Annotated in this window: 1 pseudogene; it reads left to right on the top strand. The window is 63.5% G+C overall.

The features are described 5' to 3' along the window. Positions 1-422, top strand: a pseudogene (locus AC6CH8_RS22855) (chromosome condensation regulator RCC1); the annotation flags it as partial.

Below are 422 nucleotides of genomic sequence, written 5' to 3'. Positions count from 1 at the left end.
TTCTATGCGGAGATCACTTGGTTGGCGGCGTCGGGGATTTCCACGGGCTGGGTTGTCGGTAACGGGGTGCGGGAGTACCGGCCGTTGAACGGGATCGCCCGTGATGCGATGGCTGCGTTCCTGTACCGGTACGCGGGCCAAAAAGCACCTGCTGACCCGGGGAACCCTGCGGCGGGGACGGTCACGGTGGCCCCCGACGTCGAGGTCCTTGAACCAGCCCAACTCGAAACAGCGCTGGTAACCGCTGACACAGTGGTCCTTCCTTCGGATCAGGCAGTGGAGATCAAACCCAATGACGTGCTCGTTTCCGGTGTCACTACCGGTACCCCGGACGGGTTGCTGGTCCGTGTGGTCCAGGTAGTGCGGGACCCGGGCGGAAACACCCTGGTCAAAACCAAACCCGCCACTCTCCCCGAAGCCGT

The organism is Paenarthrobacter sp. GQ52, assembly GCF_059759005.1.
Note: the sequence above shows the minus strand (reverse complement) of the source record. Positions and strands in the feature narration are given on the sequence as shown.